Source organism: Streptomyces sp. NPDC093586 (assembly GCF_044764905.1).
Taxonomy (GTDB): domain Bacteria; phylum Actinomycetota; class Actinomycetes; order Streptomycetales; family Streptomycetaceae; genus Streptomyces.
This window is the reverse complement of sequence record NZ_JBIWJA010000010.1, coordinates 1-15,431: the sequence shown is the minus strand read 5'-3', so window position 1 is coordinate 15,431 and position 15,431 is coordinate 1. Positions and strand designations below refer to the sequence as shown.

Sequence of the window (15,431 nt, the reverse complement as noted above, 5' to 3'; positions counted from 1 at the left end):
TGCCGTCACCGGCTTCCTAGAGTAGGGAGCGGTCCACGCACCGCGCATGGCACGGAAGGGCTAGTCCTTGCCGTCCACGCCTCCGCCCGGCTCCCCGTCCGGCGCCTCGGCGATCCTCCCGGCGTAGATGTCCTCATCCTCGGGCAGCCGTACGCGCACGGCGGCGCCGAAGTCGTAGAGCAGCGTCGTCGAGGCGACGGCCACGGTGCCCCCGCCCTGCCTGTTGGCGAAGCTGAACCGGTGGCGGACCTTGCGGATGCGGCCCGCGTCGTCGAGGTAGGCGTCGAACGGCACCTCGGCGGTGGCGAACCCCTCGGCCGCCGCGGACAGCGCCGCCCTGTTGCCGTCCGAGGCGTCCCGCGCCGCCCGGGCGAGGTCGGCGGTCCCCCGGTAGTGCCGCACCGCGGTCCCCGCGACCTCGGTGCGGCCCACGTACGTCGCCGTCCGCGTGCCCCGCAGCACCTCGGCGGCGGCGAACGGATCCGTCGCCCCGCCGGTCACCAGGTTCCCGTCGGAGAGCGTGGCGGTCGCCACCCGCACCCACTTGTCGTCGGGCACACCGGCACCCCGGTTCTTCATGAACAGGGCGCCCGGCGTCAGCAGCTCGGTGATCGGCCGGTGCCCGCTCGTGCCCGCCGGGTCCTGCGGCAGCTTCACCTTCAACCTGCCGAGCCGCTCGCGGAAGTCGTAGACACCCTCGCCGCGGATGGTCACCCGCGTCCCGCCGCTGGCCATCTCCATGGCCGTGCGGGCCTTGGAACTGCCGGCGGCCACCAGCCGGTCCGCGGCCCGGTGCAGCACGCGGACCGGGTCGCCGGACCGGGGGTCCTGCGCGGCGGCTCCCTGCCCGGAGCATCCGGTGGCGGCCAGGCCCACGCCGACCACGGCCCCGACGACGGAGGTCGCCCCCGCCTTCCTGCCCCGTCGCTCCCTCTCCCGCCCGACCATCGCCACCTACCCCAGCCGACACGGCCCGTCCCGGGCCCCCTGTCGTCCCGGCTAACGACGGGCGGGCGACCCCGGTAACGTTGTGGCCGTGGCTCAGCAGGACGCTCGCGAAGCTCCCCAGGACATACCGGAACACCGCACCAGCACGGTCGAACAGGGTGCCTTCTGCACGGCCCGCTGCACCTGCGGGTGGCGGGGCCCGGCCCGCAGAGCCAGGAGCCAGGCCCGCACGGACGCGAAGTCCCACGCCCCGTAGCCGCGCCACCGCGGGCAGCCGCGGGCAGCCGCGGGCGATCGCGGGCGATCGCGCCGCCAAGGGCGGCACGGGTGGGCGCTGGGGATGCCCTCTCCGGGGAAGGCACCCCGCCGACGCCGGGCCGCGTCACCCGCCCGCGTCCCCGCCCCGCGCCCCCACCCCCACCTCGCGCCTCATCAGCGCCGCCCCGCACCCACTCGCCGAACCGCGGGCGATTGCGTCTCCCCACTACCTGAACGCCCAGGAAGACACCCCCAGACCGGCACAGGCGAGCGCTGAGGGCCCCCCTGGGAGAAGCACCCCGCCAACGCCGCCCCGCGTCACCCGGCCCCGCGCCCACCCCGCCGGACACCCGCCCGGCCCAGCCCGTGGAACCCACACCCCCACCACCCCGTCTCCCTCCCACAACCCCCGGGACCCGGAGACGCAGATGAACCGGCGCACCTTCCTCGGCGGCACCACAGCCGCCGCCCTCACCACCGTCACCACGGCGTGCACCGGCACACCCCCCGACACACCCCCCGGCGCGGGCAAGAACCCCGCCCCCGCCCAGACCCCCCGCCTCACCCCCACAACCACCGCTGCCAAGCCGCCCCCCGCCACCTGGACCGCCCTGGCGAAATCCCTCGACGGCCCCCTCCTCCGCCCCGGCGACCAGTCCTGGCAGACGGCCCGCCAGCTCTACAACACCCGCTTCGACACCCTCCGCCCCACCGCCGTCGCCTACGCCGCCCACCCCGACGACATCCGCACCGCCCTCTCCTACGCCCGAGCCCACCGCGTCCCCGTCGCGATCCGCAACGGCGGGCACTCCTACGCCGGCTGGTCCTCCGGCGACGGCCGCCTGATCATCGACGTGTCGAAACTCGACCGCGTCCGGGTGAGCGGCACCCAGGCCACCGTCGGCGCCGGCGCCAAGCTGATCGACGTCTACCGCGCCCTGGCCGCCAAGGGCGTGACCGTCCCGGCCGGCTCCTGCCCCACCGTCGGCATCTCCGGCCTCACCCTCGGCGGCGGCCACGGCGTCGTCTCCCGCGCCTACGGCCTCACCTGCGACAGCCTCACCCAGGCCACCCTGATCACGGCGGACGGCAAGCAGATCACCGCCGACGCCGCCGAGCACAAGGACCTCTTCTGGGCCCTGCGCGGCGCCGGCAACGGCACCTTCGGCATCGTCACGGAGCTCCGCTTCCGCACCCACCCCGCGCCCCAGGCCGTGACGGCGTACCTGACCTGGCCCTGGGCGAAGGCCGCCGCGGTCGTCCGCGCCTGGCAGGAGTGGGGCCCGGGCCAACCCGACGAGATCTGGTCGTCCCTCCACCTGGAGGCCAAGCCCCACGGCGGCCCGACCGTGACGGTCGCCGCCTTCTCCCTCGGCACCTACGGCGAGCTGCAGAACGCGGTCGACCGCCTCGCCGCCCGCATCGGCGCCCCGGCGAGCGGCGTCTTCCTCAGGCGCCGCTCGTACGAGGCGTCGATGGAGGTGTACGCCGGCTGCTCGTCCTTCACCGCGAACGCCCGGTGCCATCTCCCCGGCACCACGCCCGGCCGGTCACCGCAGGGCGCGCTGAAGCGCGAGACGTACGCGGCCCGCTCGGACTTCTACGACCGTTCGCTGCCGCCCGCCGGCGTCCGGGCCCTGCTGTCCCAGGTCCGCCCGGTGCGCGACGGCACCGGCAGCATCGTGTTCACGGCGCTCGGCGGGGCGGTGAACCGCGTCGCGCCGACGGCGACCGCGTTCGTGCACCGCCGCTCGAGGATGCTGGCCCAGTACCTCGCCTCGTGGCGGCCGGGCACGAGCGGCGAGGCGGTCCGGTCCTGGCTGGCGTCCACGTACGGTGCCCTGCGCCCGTACGCCTCGGGCGCCGCGTACCAGAACTACCCGGATCCGGCCCTGGCGGACTGGCGGCGGGCCTATTACGGAGACGCGGCCCCGCGCCTGGCGAAACTGAAACGCCAGTACGACCCGGACCGCGTCTTCACCTTCCCCCAGGCTCTGTAGGCCTAGGCGGCGAGGTCCCGTTCCTGAGACCCGGCACTCTCCTGCCGGGCCCCCGGGATCACGGAGCCGCGACCCTCTTCGGCCCGCCCGCGCGCCCTGACCAGCCAGCCCGCCCGCGGCGACCGTTCGACGGCCTTGACCAGCGGCGTCAGCAGGGCCATGGCGACCGGCGACAGCAGCAGCGCGACGGCCGTGCCGAGGGCGAAGCCGCCGATGACGTCCGTCGGATAGTGCACGCCCATGTAGACCCGGGCGAAGCCGCCGAACAGGGCGAGCACGATCGCCCCGATCCCGAACTTCCGGTTGGCGACGAACAGCGCGACGGCCAGGGCCATGACGAGCGTCGCGTGGTCGCTCACGAAGGAGAAGTCGTCCTTGCCGGAGACGAGCACTTCCAGCCCGTCGTGGTCCTTGAAGGGCCGGGGCCGCTCCACGAACCCCCGTATCGGCACGTTGACGAGGACGGCGATACCGGCCGCCAGCGGCGCCCACACCAGCGCGGCCACGGACGAGGCCGCGTCCGCGCCGCCCCGTCGCCGCACACCCCACCAGCACCACAGCACCAGCAGCACGATCGCGAACAGCAGTCCGTACTCACCCACGAACTCCATGACGCGGTCGAACCAGTGCGGCGCGTCCTTGGCGAGTCCGTTGATGTCGTAGAGCAGCTCGACGTCGGGGTTCGACCCTGATTCCGCGAGTCCAGCCATGTTGCAGCGGCCCCTTCGTCATGTCCTCCGGCGCACCTTGCGCTCGGCTCTCCTGCCACCCCCGTGGTCGTAGATCCGCCGGCTCTCGTCCCTGTGCCGCACACCTACACGACAACAGGAACGCACGGCCCCCGTTGATACGTTCCACACTCCACCGAATGATCACGCAGACGTTATCGAAGAGAGATACGTCGTCGCAGCTCAGGGGAGGGGTTCACGGTCGGTTCACACTGTCGTGGGCAATGCTTTCGCGCCATCTTCGGTCACCCGCGTGGCCCCGAAGTAATCGGGCGTGTCGATCGGGTCGAACCGGATCACGGCCCCCGTCCGCGGCGCGTCGATCATGTACCCGCCGCCGACGTAGATCCCCACGTGCCGAATGGCCCGGGAATTGGTCAGATCGTCCGAGAAGAACACCAGGTCCCCCGGCAGCAGCTCGTCCCGCGCCGGATGCGCCCCCGCGTTGTACTGGTCGTTGGCGACCCGGGGCAGCTTGATCCCGACACTCTCGTAGGCGGCCTTGGTCAGCCCCGAGCAGTCGAACCGCCCTCCCTGGTCGGCGGTCCCGTTCCCGCCCCACAGATAGGGCGTCCCCAGCTTCTTCTGCGCGTACGCGATGGCCCCGGCGGCCTGCTCGGAGGGATCGACCCGCGAGGTGGGAGCGGCGAAGCTCTTCTCCAGGGTCGTGATCATCTTGACGTAGTTCCGCGTCTCCTCGTACGGCGGCACGCCCTGGTACTTGATGACCGCGTAGGCGCCCGCGTTGTAGGAGGCCAGCATGTTTTCGGTCGCGTTCCCGGGCACGTCCTTCACGTACGACGCGAGCGAGCAGTCGTACGACGCCGCCGACGGAATCGCGTCCGCCGGATCCCACACGTCCCGGTCGCCGTCCCCGTCCCCGTCGATGCCGTGCGTGGCCCACGTCCCGGGAATGAACTGCGCTATCCCCTGCGCCGCCGCCGCGCTGCGCGCCCTGGGATTGAAGCCGCTCTCCTGGTAGAGCTGGGCGGCGAGCAACGCGGGGTTGATGGCGGGGCACAGATTGCCCCACTTCTGTACGAGCCCCTGATACGCCGCGGGCACGGCCCCCTTGGCCAGCTTCTTGACCCCGCCGCCCACACCGCCCGCGAGGTTCCCGGCGACGAGGTAGACCCCGACGACCAGCAGCATCACGAAGCTGACGCCCAGTCCGACTGCGGCGCCGCCGATGAACCACACTTTGCGCACGGCCCAACCCTTCCCATTCAGCCGCTTCCCAGGCCACGTCCACCGAGTGTGACGGTATGTCAGTGCGGGGGCGAGGGCGCAAGAGTGGCCAACGACGGACTGCGCGGCAAGTTGCGGACCCACCTCATTGCCCAGCGTGACACGCCGTGATACACAGAGTGACGATACGAATCTTTGCATACCGGTCCGCACCACCCCACGAGGGCACGGTGCGGTCCGGTGGCAAGCTATTCGCACGAAACCCGCCAATCAATGACGCCAAGTCGACATACGACGGCGCCGTTGTCGGCGACAATGAGGCCTGACCTCTGCATGAACGCAGGGGGCACGGAACTACCCAACAGGGGCGGTGACTTACATGCTCTTTGCGGCCGACGAGGGAGACATCAACACCATCATCGGGGGGATCGCTCCGGACTGGGGCCCCTTCGGCAGCCTGGGCAACGAGGCGAAGGTGATGATCGAGGTGGTGATGGCCGTCGCCATCCTGCTCTGCCTCGGCATCGCCATCTGGGGTGCCGCCAAACAGCGCATCGGTGCCACGGCGCTCCGGGACACCTTCAGCGCCGAGCAGGGCAAGGGCCTCATCATCGCGGGTCTGACCGGCGTGTTCATCATCGGCTCGCTCGGCACGCTCTTCACCATCGTGTACGGCATGGCCGTGTAGGCGGGCGCGCGGTCCACCGGCCCCGCCGGGCGCGCCCGGTTCCCCCTCCATCCCACCCGCCCGTCGTGCCCACCGGTTGAGGTTGCGTTTCCCTGATGTCCAGTCACCACACCGCGCCCGAACGGGGGCCGGCACCGCTACCGTCATACTTCTACGGCATGGGGTACGAGGTGTTCCCGCACGACGTCGAGGGGGCGTACGCGGCATGAGTCTCGGAGACGACCACCAGTCCTCCGGCGGTTACGGCGGCACGGGCCAGACCCGGACGCGGCTGCCCGACAACGGCGGCGACGCGTACGGAGGCGCCCGCCGCGGCGGACGCTCGTCCTCGCGCAGCCTGGTCACCGTGGTCGGCGTGGTCGTCCTCCTGATCGCCGCGATCGCCTTCGCGAACCGTGGAGGAGACGATTCCGCAACGTCCGGCGAGGCGGCGTCCGGCGACAAGCCGAAGACCTCGGCGACGGCGCCGTCCGGCGAACAGCCGGTGACCACGAAGGCGTCCGGCATCCCCTCGGGCTTCGCCCACGACCAACAGGGCGCCCAGAGCGCGGCGGCGAACTACGCGGTGGCACTGGGCTCGACCGGCATGTTCCAGAAGGACAGTCGGCACACCATCGTCGACACCATCTACACGCCCACCGCAGCAGTGAAGCTCCAGAGCGCGATGGACTCGGCGTACTCCGCAAGCTTCCTCAACAAACTGGGGCTCGACGCCAACGGCGCTGCGCCGAAAGGCAACACCTTCGTGTCGCGCACCATTCCCGTGGGCACCAAGGTCGAGCAGTACAGCGACACCAGCGCCAAGGTCGCCGTCTGGTACATGGGCTTGATCGGGATGTCAGGGGAAAAGTCGACCGATCCGGTGACCACGACGTGGAAGACCTGGACCTTCAACCTCGAGTGGGTCGCTGACGACTGGAAAATCGGCACGGATACCCAGAAGAACGGCCCGGCACCGGTTCCAGGAGACGACAGAGCCGCCAGTTCCGACGAGATCAGCAAGGCCATCGAGGAGTACGGAGGGTTCACTTATGCCCGGTAGCCCGCGACGCGTACTTACTCTCACTGCCGTGCTGGCGTCAGTTCAGGCAACTGCCGTCCTACTGGCCACCCGCGCCTTCGCGGCTCCCACTCCTACGCCCGCGCCGAGTGACGACCCCTGTGACCTGCTCATCGGCCCCGCCAAACAGTACTGTGAGCGTGACGACAAGGGCGGCGGCTCCACCGGAGGTACCGGTGGTGACGCCCCCGGCCTCACCTCCACCCTCGACCCCCTCTCCTCCCTCGCCAAGGGCTGTGCCGACGCCGCGTCCTGGACCGTCGACATGCTCAGCAACGCCGTGAAGAACACCGCCGAGGTCGACTTCACGAACGGGACGTTCCTCCAGCAGTACGCCGTCGTCTTCGCGGCGTCCGCGATCCTCACGCTCCTCCTCTGGCTGCTGGCCGTGGCCAAGCGGGCCGTGCGCGGCGTGCCCCTCACCACCGCCCTGTCCGAAGCCATCGGGTTCCTCTGGCTGACCGTGCTCGCCTCGGCCTTCACCCCGCTGATCCTCTACACGGTCGTCTCCGCCACCGACGCGGTGAGCGACGTCCTGGCCAAGGCGACCGGGGACCAGACGGACACGTTCTTCGGCACCTTCTCCAAGACCCTGAAGCAGGGCAACGACATCGGCGGCGGCCCCATCATGCTGATCCTGGTGTCGTTCGTGTCGATCATCGCCGCGGGCATCCTCTACCTGGAGCTGTACCTGCGAGCCGTCCTGCTCTACGTGGGCGCCCTGCTCGGCGTCGTCGTCTACGCCGGCCTCGTCGACAAGAACCTGTGGGGCCATGTCCGCCGCTGGGCGGGCATCATGATCGCGGTGATCCTGGTCAAGCCCGTCATCGTCATCGTGCTGGGCCTGGCCGGTGCGCTGACCATGGACAAGGGGCCCGACTCCCTCGCCGCCGTCGTCTCCGGCCTCGCGATCATCCTGCTCGCCATCTTCGCGTCCGCGATGATCTACCGCTTCGTCCCCGGCTTCGGCGACGAGATCGCCGGGTCCCGCAACAACCGCATCATGCAGGGCGCCGAGGGCAAGGCCGCGGCCGTCATCAGCTCCCCGGCCAACCTCGTCGCCCAGGGCATCAGAACCCACAGCACCCGCCACAACGGCGACGGCGGAGGCGGGGGCCGGTCCAGCTCCTCCTCCGCGTCCCGCCCCTCCAACCCCGCCTCCGGCGGAGTCGCCGCGCACAGCTCGCGCCCCTCGAACGGTGGTGGCGGAAGTGTCCCCTCCGCCGCGCCCGCACCGCGCTCCGGCAGCCCGGTGAACACGCCCCATGCCAGTAACACCCGCAACAGCGGCACCAGCAACAGCTCAGGAGGTGACGGGCGTTGACGACCGAGTCCCACATGTCCCATCCGGTCACGCCCCGCCGTACGTATCTGATCGGCCGCGCCCGGCCGAACGCGATCGTCGGACGCAACCGCGAGACCGGCGAGATCGCGCTGATCATCGCGGGCGCGTTCCTCGGCATGATGTGCGGGCTCCTCGTCCCCGTCCTGACCCTGCGCATCGTGCTGCTCATGGGCTTCCCGCTGCTCGCGCTGGCGGCGGTCTACGTGCCGTACAAGCACCGCACGTTCTACAAGTGGTTCGAGATCAACCGCAGCTACAAGCGGACGCTGCGCCAGGGCACCACCTACCGTTCCGGCGCCATCGAGGCCGGCACCCGGCTCGACGGCCGGGAGGTCGAGGTCGGCCCGCCGCCCGGCATCGGCCGCATCACCTGGCTGGCCGCGCCCTTCGGGCCGGACGAGATCGCCGTGCTGCTGCACGCCGACCGCAAGACCGTGACCGCCGCGATCGAGATCGAGGGCCCCGGCGTCGGCCTGCGCGACTCCGAGGACCAGGAGGCCCTCGTCGACCGCTTCGGCACCCTGCTCAAGCACGTGGCCAACGGCGACGGCTTCGTCACCCGCATCCAGATGCTCGCCCGCACCCTCCCCGCCGACCCGGACGCGCACGCCAAGGACGTCGCCGTACGCGGCGACGACAAGGCGCTGCCGTGGCTGCAGCAGTCGTACGACCAGCTGCAGTCGATGGTGTCCACCAGCAGCGAGCAGCACCGCGCCTACCTCGTCGCCTGCATGCACTACACGCGTGAACTGGCCGCCGAGGCCCACACCATGGCCCGGGCGGCCCGGCCGCAGAACGGGCGCAAGGTCGACCGGGACGCGGGGCTCGCCGTGGTGATGGCGCGCGAGCTGACCGACATCTGCTCGCGCCTCCAGGAGGCCGACATCCGCGTCCGCCAGCCGCTCGGCCAGGGCAGGCTCGCCTCCCTCATCCACTCCATGTACGACCCGGACCACCCGATCGACCACATCCAGGCGATGACCAAGCGCAACGCCTGGCCGGCCGAGCTGGACGCCATGGAGCCCACCTACCTCCAGGCCAAGACCCGCGAGTCCTCCACCCGCGCCCCCTGGTGCCACGCCACGGCCTGGATCAAGGAGTGGCCGATGACCCCGGTCGGCGTGAACTTCCTCGCGCCGCTGCTCGTCCACACCCCGGACGTCATCCGGACGGTCGCCGTGACGATGGACCTCGAACCCACCGAGGTCGCCATCGAGCGCATGCTGACCGAGAAGACCAACGACGAGGCCGAGGCCTCCCGCGCCGCCAAGATGAACCGGACCGTCGACCCGCGCGACATCGCCGCCCACAGCCGGCTCGACCAGCGCGGCGAGGACCTCGCCAGCGGCGCGGCCGGCGTCAACCTGGTCGGCTACATCACCGTCTCCTCCCGTTCCCCCGAGGCGCTCGCCCGCGACAAGCGGACGATAAGGGCCTCGGCCGGAAAGTCGTACCTGAAACTGGAGTGGTGCGACCGCGAGCACCACCGCGCCTTCGTGAACACACTTCCGTTCGCCACCGGCATCCGAAGGTAGGGGCTGAGCCTGATGCGGGACCCGCTGTCCGTCCTCACCGACGCCTTCACGTCCTTCCTGTTCGGGAAGGTCGAGACGACCCGCCTCCCGGTCCGCACCTCCACGGGCCAGGCGCAGGCCGTCTACCTGCCCACCGCCGCACCCGGCCTCGGCGACTCCGGCGTGATCATCGGCCGCGAGGTCTACTCCGGCAAGGGCTACATCTACGACCCCTTCCAGCTGTACGGCCAGCAGCTCCCCGCCCCGCACTGGCTGGTCCTCGGCGAGTCCGGCAACGGCAAGTCGGCGCTGGAGAAGACGTACGTCCTGCGCCAGCTCCGCTTCAAGGACCGCCAGGTCGTCGTCCTGGACGCCCAGGGCGAGGACGGCGTCGGCGAGTGGAACCTCATCGCGCAGGAACTGGGGATAACTCCCATCCGCCTCGACCCGATGGCCGCCCTGGACCACGGCATCCGGCTCAACCCCCTCGACCCGGCGATCACCACGACCGGCCAGCTCGCGCTGCTCCGGACGATCATCGAGGTCGCGATGGGCCACGGCCTGGACGAGCGCTCCGGCTTCGCGCTCAAGGTCGCGCACGCCTACGTCAACGAGACCATCGTCGAACGCCAGCCCGTCCTCACCGACATCGTCGAGCAGCTCCGCCACCCCGAGCCGGAGTCGGCCGAGGCGATGAACGTCGACATAGACGACGTACGGGCCTGGGGCCTGGACGTGGCACTGGTCCTGGACCGGCTCGTCGACGGCGACCTGCGCGGCATGTTCGACGGCCCGACGACCGTCGGCATCGACCTCGACGCGCCGCTCATCGTCTTCGACCTGTCCCACATCGACCGCAACTCCATCGCCATGCCGATCCTCATGGCCATCGTCGGCGTATGGCTGGAGCACACCTGGATCCGCCCCGACCGCAAGAAGCGCATCTTCCTGGTCGAGGAGGCCTGGCACATCATCAACAGCCCGTTCGTGGCGCAGCTGTTCCAGCGGCTGCTGAAGTTCGGGCGCCGGCTGGGCCTGTCGTTCGTGGCGGTGGTGCACCACCTCTCCGACGTCGTGGACGGGGCGGCGGCGAAGGAGGCCGCCGCCATCCTGAAGATGGCCTCGACACGGACGATCTACGCCCAGAAGGCCGACGAGGCCCGGGCGACCGGCCGGGTGCTCGGCCTGCCCAGGTGGGCGGTGGAGATCATCCCGTCGCTCACGCCCGGCATCGCGGTGTGGGACGTCAACGGCAACGTCCAGGTGGTCAAACACCTGGTCACCGAGACCGAACGCCCCCTGGTCTTCACGGACCGCGCGATGACCGAGTCCTCCGCCGACCTCGCGGACGACGCCCTGCGCGCCGCCGAGCTGGAGGCGGAGGAGCGGGCGGCGGCCTTCATGGAGCAGCACATCGCGGACTCGTCCGAATCGACGGTGGCGTAGGGGCGGCGGGAGGGACGCATGAGACCGGACGACCGTCGCGAACAGCGGCCGGGGCAGCAGGGCGGCATTCCCGACGGCCTGCTGGTCGGCATCCTCGCGTTCCTCCTCGGCATGACCCTGCTGGTGTGGACGGCGACGGGCCTCGCCGGTCTGTTCGCCCACGGCTCCTGGCCCGCCGGCGTCACCTTCTCCGGCACCCCCCTGGCCATGCGCCACCTGATCGCCGAGCCCCACGACATCACCGGTGCCTGGCCGGACGCCCCCGCGGCGGCGCTCTCCGGGTACGGGCTGTTCTGGGGGCTGTTCATCGGCCAGCTGATGGTGCTCGTCGTCCTGACCGTGTTCGTGATGGGCACGGTGGCCCGCTGGAAGGCGGTGCGGCTCCAGCGACGGGCCGCGCGGTCACCCGCGGAACGGCCGCCGTCGCCCGTCCAGGAGCAACCCGCCTGGACACCGTCCCCGGCACCGGCCGCACCCCGCCACGAGGTACCGACCCCGAGGACCGCACCGGAGCCCGCGCCGACCGCCGAGCCGTGGGTACGGACGGCGACGGAGCAGGCACCCGCGGCCGCTCCCCCGGGCGGCAGCCGCGGCGGACGGGAGACCATCCTGCTGGGCACGCGGGAGAGCCGCCGCACCACCGCCGCCCAGGCCGTGAGCGACGCGGACGGCCCCGCCCTCGTCGTCACGTCGAACCCCGCCCTGTGGCAGGACACCAAGGACGCCCGCGCCAAGCTGGGCCCCGTCCTGCTCTACGACCCCACCCACCTGTGCGACACCCCGGCCCGCCTCCACTGGTCCCCCGTCGCGGGCTGCGAGGACAAACCGACGGCACTCGCCCGGGCGACCGCGCTCCTCACCCCGGTCCGGCCCACCGCCCGCCTCGACCAGGCCGTCGGCGACACCGCCACCACGCTCCTGCGCAGCTACCTCCACGCCGCCGCCGTCGACGGCCGCACCGTCCGCCACGTCCACCGCTGGACCCAGGGCAGCCAGATCCAGGACGCCGTACGCATCCTCCGCACCCACCCCAAGGCCGCCCCCGGCGCCGCGGGCGAACTGGAGGCGGCCCTCACCGCCCACCCCGAACGCCGGGACATGGCCCAGCAGCTGACCACCCGTGCCCTGGCCGCCCTCTCCGTGGTCAACATCCGAGAGGCGTGCACTCCCCACCGAACTGATGCCCTCGCCTTGGATTCCTTCGTCCATGAACAGGGCACCCTTTATGTGGTGGGGGAATCCATCGAGGACCCCCGGACGAGCCCGGGCGCGATGCCTCTGCTGACGGCGCTCGTCTCCAGCGTGGTCGAGCGCGGCCGGCGCATGGCCGAACGGTCATCCTCCGGTCGGCTCGACCCACCAATGACGCTCGTCCTGGACGACGTCGCCGCCGTGGCCCCGCTCCCCCAGCTCCCGGAGCTGCTGGCCACCGGTGCCGACCAGGGTCTGCCCACCCTCGCCCTGCTCCGCTCCCGCGAACAGGCCCGCGCCCGCTGGCCGCACCAGGAGCTGCCGGCCTAGGACGGCCGGCTCAGCACGAACTCCACCTCGTTCTGCGACGCGTCCCGCACGAGCGGCACGACCGTCCCGCTCGGCACGAACCCCGCCTTGCGGTAGGCGCCCCGGGCCCGTTCGTTGTCCTGGTGCACCATCAGCCGCACCCGCTCGGCACCCCGCTCCCGCGCCCACTCCGCACCCGCGTCGAGCAGGGCCTCGACCAGCCCGTTCCCGCGGTGCTCGGGCCGGACGTACACCCCGACCACATGCCCCTGCCGGCACTCGACAGGATGCCCGGCCCAGTCCTCGGTCCCGGGCTCCTCGATGAGCACGGTGACCGTTCCGGCCCAGTTCCCGTCGGGCGTTTCGGCGACGATCTGCCGGGCCGTCGTGGATCTCTCACCGGATCCGATCGCCCGGTCCTGCCAGAAGGCGTCCGCCTTCGCCGCGCCCTCCTCGTACGTCTCCAGGAAGGCGAGGTGCGCGACCGGGTCCCGCAGCGCGTCCAGCCGCAGCTCCTTCACCCGGGGCCAGTCGTCCGGTCGTACGGCGCGGATGACGTAGTCACCGCTGGTCGGGGTGCTCATGCGGGCCACCGTAGTACTCCGGTACGACACCCTTCATCTCATATACGGCCCCGGGACGGACGCCCGGCGCCCCGACACGCCCGAACATGGTCGGATGGAGCCCGTGGTGGAAGAGCGAGCGGCCGAGCCCCTCACCGAGTACGTGCAGCGCGTCAACCGGCGAGTCCGTGCCTTCGACCGGCGCCGGCCCCTCGTGTGGGACCTCCACTTCACCGGCTTCTGGGTGACGGCCGCCCTGATCGACTACGCCGGCGGCGGCTGGCGCAGCGTCGCCCAGGATCCGGGTCTCCCCGGCGGCCTCGTCCTCGCCCTGAGCCTCGGCCTCTCCGTCCCCCTGCTCTGGCGCCGCAGCCACCCCCGCGCCGCCCTCCTCGTCATGGCTCCGGTCGCCGCGGTGAACGCCTGGACGGGTGCAGCCCTGCAGGCGTCCCTGCTCCAGCTGGTCGTCCTCTTCCACATCGCCCTGCGCCTGCCCCTGCGCACCCTGGGGTGGGCGACGGCCCTGATGTCGGTCCCGACGTGCGTCACCCTGGCCCGCCACGGAGAGGACGTGGGCCCGTGGAACCAGCAGGTCGGCTCGCAGCTGCTGTCCATGGGGATCGCGGCCCTCATCGCCGTCACGGTCCGCACCCGGCGCAATTACACCGAGGTCCTGGAGGACCGCGCCCGCCGCCTGGAGATCGAACGCGACCAGCAGGCCCAGCTCGCCGCCGCCGCCGAACGGGCCCGCATAGCCCGCGAGATGCACGACATCATCGGCCACAACCTCTCCGTCATCACGGGCCTCGCCGACGGCGGCCGGTACGCCGCCGCCAAGTCCCCGGAACGTGCCGCCCAGGCCCTCGACGCCATCGGCACGACCAGCCGCCAGGCCCTGGGCGAACTGCGGCGCCTGCTCGACGTCCTGCGCGACGAGGAGAAGGAGCGAGCCGATCTCGCCCCGCAGCCCGCCCTCACCGACCTCGACCGGCTCATCGACGGCGTCCGCAAGGCCGGTCTGCCCGTCCACACGGCCATCCGGGGCGACGCCGTACTCCCACCGGGCCGCCAGCTCGCGCTCTACCGCGTCATCCAGGAAGCCCTCACCAACACCCTCAAACACGCGGGCCCCGACGCCACCGCCCGGATCGACCTCTCCTACGAGGCCGGCGGCGCCGTCACCCTCACCGTCACCGACACCGGCCGGGGCGGCCCGTCCCCCGCGCTCTCCGACGGCCGGGGCCTGCCGGGCATGCGCGAGCGAACATCCCTGTACGGCGGCACACTTGAGGCCGGCCCACGCCCACACCCCGACCGGGGCTGGCGCGTTCACCTATATCTCCCGGAGGAACCCCCGCAGTGACCACCGTCCTCATCGCCGACGATCAGCCGCTCCAGCGTTTCGGCTTCCGGATGCTCCTGGAGAGCCAGGACGACATGACGGTGGTGGGTGAGGCCGCGGGCGGCGCCGAAGCCGTCCGTCTGACGGCCGAACTCCACCCCGACGTCGTCCTCATGGACGTCCGCATGCCCGGCCTGGACGGCATCGAGGCGACCCGCCGCATCATCGCCGCCGGCCACCGCACCCGGGTCCTCATCCTCACGACCTTCGACCTCGACGAGTACGCCTACGCCGGCCTGCGTGCCGGTGCCTCCGGTTTCCTGGTGAAGGACGCCCAGCCGGAGGAGCTCCTCTCGGGCATCCGCGCGGTCGCCACGGGCGACGCGGTGGTGGCCCCGAGCCTGACCCGCCGCCTGCTGGACGCCTACGTCCACCACCTCCCGACCGGCACCGCGGCCGACGCCCCCTCCGACGGCTCTCCCGACCCGCGCCTGGCCTCGCTCACGGAACGCGAGCGAGAGATCCTCATGGTCATGGGCCAGGGCTGGACCAACACGGAGATAGCGCAGCGTCTTCATCTGGCCGAGTCGACGGTGAAGACACACGTGGGGCGCATCCTGGCCAAGACGGGCTCCAGGGACCGCGTCCAGGCGGTCATCCTGGCGTACGACACGAAACTGGTGAAGCCGTCCTGAAAAGGACCTGGAAACGCAGAAAACCCCGCACCGTTTCCGGTGCGGGGTTCTCCCAAAAATTGTTCGGCGGCGTCCTACTCTCCCACAGGGTCCCCCCTGCAGTACCATCGGCGCTGTAAGGCTTAGCTTCCGGGTTCGGAATGTAACCGGGCGTTT

At 71.4% G+C, this 15,431-nt stretch carries 14 protein-coding genes and 1 rRNA gene; 10 read left to right on the top strand and 5 right to left on the bottom strand.

Features of this window, described 5'->3' with window-relative positions; genetic code table 11:
* Positions 1–60 precede the first annotated feature (60 nt).
* Positions 61–948: a hypothetical protein gene (locus ACIRFH_RS13200; RefSeq protein ID WP_403520159.1), complete on the bottom strand. Its 888-nt coding sequence runs from the start codon at positions 946–948 to the stop codon at positions 61–63.
* An 88-nt stretch (positions 949–1,036) separates the two neighbouring features.
* Here ACIRFH_RS13200 and ACIRFH_RS13195 point away from each other — a divergent pair, with 88 nt between their 5' ends.
* Positions 1,037–1,204, top strand: coding sequence for a hypothetical protein (locus ACIRFH_RS13195; protein ID WP_403519871.1), 168 nt, complete (start codon positions 1,037–1,039; stop codon positions 1,202–1,204).
* 430 nt (positions 1,205–1,634) lie between these two features.
* Positions 1,635–3,206, top strand: coding sequence for an FAD-binding oxidoreductase (locus ACIRFH_RS13190; RefSeq protein ID WP_403519869.1), 1,572 nt, complete (start codon positions 1,635–1,637; stop codon positions 3,204–3,206).
* A 2-nt stretch (positions 3,207–3,208) separates the two neighbouring features.
* Here ACIRFH_RS13190 and ACIRFH_RS13185 read toward each other — a convergent pair whose 3' ends face one another.
* Together ACIRFH_RS13185 and ACIRFH_RS13180 are read right to left on the bottom strand one after the other, a co-directional pair.
* Complete coding sequence (locus ACIRFH_RS13185) at positions 3,209–3,916, bottom strand: phosphatase PAP2 family protein (protein WP_403519867.1); 708 nt, start codon at positions 3,914–3,916, stop codon at positions 3,209–3,211.
* Positions 3,917–4,141: 225 nt separating this feature from the next.
* Entirely contained in the window at positions 4,142–5,086 is a 945-nt protein-coding gene (locus ACIRFH_RS13180; RefSeq protein ID WP_403520156.1) for an NlpC/P60 family protein, read from the bottom strand.
* 415 nt (positions 5,087–5,501) lie between these two features.
* On the opposite strand from ACIRFH_RS13180, the gene ACIRFH_RS13175 reads away from it, so the two are divergent.
* The 6 genes from ACIRFH_RS13175 (at position 5,502) to ACIRFH_RS13150 (ending at position 12,696) form a co-directional block, all read left to right on the top strand.
* Positions 5,502–5,810 (top strand): hypothetical protein, encoded by a 309-nt coding sequence (locus ACIRFH_RS13175; protein WP_019526682.1) that lies wholly within the window; start codon positions 5,502–5,504, stop codon positions 5,808–5,810.
* Between the two features lie 205 nt (positions 5,811–6,015).
* Positions 6,016–6,852, top strand: a complete 837-nt coding sequence (locus tag ACIRFH_RS13170; RefSeq protein WP_403519865.1) for a hypothetical protein — start codon at positions 6,016–6,018, stop codon at positions 6,850–6,852.
* Entirely contained in the window at positions 6,842–8,194 is a 1,353-nt protein-coding gene (locus ACIRFH_RS13165) for a hypothetical protein (protein WP_403519863.1), read from the top strand. The genes ACIRFH_RS13170 and ACIRFH_RS13165 overlap by 11 nt, the downstream gene beginning before the upstream one ends.
* A 14-nt stretch (positions 8,195–8,208) precedes the next feature.
* Complete coding sequence (locus ACIRFH_RS13160; protein ID WP_403520154.1) at positions 8,209–9,750, top strand: SCO6880 family protein; 1,542 nt, start codon at positions 8,209–8,211, stop codon at positions 9,748–9,750.
* 12 nt (positions 9,751–9,762) lie between these two features.
* The gene (locus ACIRFH_RS13155) at positions 9,763–11,175 is read left to right on the top strand and encodes an ATP-binding protein (RefSeq protein WP_403519861.1); all 1,413 of its coding nucleotides are present in this window, start codon (positions 9,763–9,765) and stop codon (positions 11,173–11,175) included.
* Positions 11,176–11,193: 18 nt separating this feature from the next.
* Positions 11,194–12,696, top strand: a complete 1,503-nt coding sequence (locus tag ACIRFH_RS13150) for a type VI secretion protein (RefSeq protein ID WP_403519859.1) — start codon at positions 11,194–11,196, stop codon at positions 12,694–12,696.
* On the opposite strand, the gene ACIRFH_RS13145 is transcribed toward ACIRFH_RS13150, so the two are convergent.
* Positions 12,693–13,259, bottom strand: coding sequence for a GNAT family N-acetyltransferase (locus tag ACIRFH_RS13145; protein WP_403519857.1), 567 nt, complete (start codon positions 13,257–13,259; stop codon positions 12,693–12,695). The two genes, ACIRFH_RS13150 and ACIRFH_RS13145, sit on opposite strands and share 4 nt — an antisense overlap.
* A gap of 94 nt (positions 13,260–13,353) precedes the next feature.
* Here ACIRFH_RS13145 and ACIRFH_RS13140 point away from each other — a divergent pair, with 94 nt between their 5' ends.
* Both ACIRFH_RS13140 and ACIRFH_RS13135 read left to right on the top strand, forming a co-directional pair.
* Positions 13,354–14,601 carry a sensor histidine kinase gene (locus ACIRFH_RS13140; protein ID WP_403519855.1) on the top strand — a complete coding sequence of 416 codons (1,248 nt, stop codon included), beginning with the start codon at positions 13,354–13,356 and terminating at the stop codon, positions 14,599–14,601.
* On the top strand, positions 14,598–15,275 hold the full coding sequence (locus ACIRFH_RS13135; RefSeq protein ID WP_403519853.1) for a response regulator: 678 nt from the start codon (positions 14,598–14,600) through the stop codon (positions 15,273–15,275). The genes ACIRFH_RS13140 and ACIRFH_RS13135 overlap by 4 nt, the downstream gene beginning before the upstream one ends.
* Before the next feature lie 61 nt (positions 15,276–15,336).
* Here the strand turns inward: ACIRFH_RS13135 and rrf are convergent.
* Positions 15,337–15,431 (bottom strand): 5S ribosomal RNA (rrf, locus tag ACIRFH_RS13130); the annotation flags it as partial.